Source organism: Sphingomonas sp. CFBP 8760 (assembly GCF_014841615.1).
Lineage (GTDB): Bacteria > Pseudomonadota > Alphaproteobacteria > Sphingomonadales > Sphingomonadaceae > Sphingomonas.
On record NZ_JACYUG010000072.1, the window covers coordinates 1 to 305 of the forward strand.

Annotated in this window: 1 protein-coding gene; it reads right to left on the reverse strand. The window is 59.7% G+C overall.

Annotation, left to right across the window (positions count from 1 at the left end; genetic code table 11):
- Positions 1–175: transposase (locus IFT82_RS20400; RefSeq protein ID WP_192129950.1), on the reverse strand; the 175-nt coding region annotated here is incomplete at its 3' end.
- Positions 176–305: the final 130 nt, after the last annotated feature.

Below are 305 nucleotides of genomic sequence, written 5' to 3' on the forward strand. Positions count from 1 at the left end.
CGTAACGCTCAGGCAGGTCACACCAGTGTGCGCCAGAGCGCAGCACCCACAGACATCCGTTCACGAACAAGCGGTTGTCGGTTCCAGAGCGCCCCGGGTCAGCCGCCTTGCCCGGCAACAGCGATGCGATCCGCAACCACTGTGCATCGCTCAATTCGCACCGCTTGACCGCCATTACCCGCTCCGCGTCTCTACACGGATGCCTATGAATCAGCGTTCAGCCCATTTGGGAATCCTGAATGTCGATCCGGCCTAGAGGCTGTTATGAACCTACAGCGAGCGTGGTAGCCTGCTTCATCATGAGG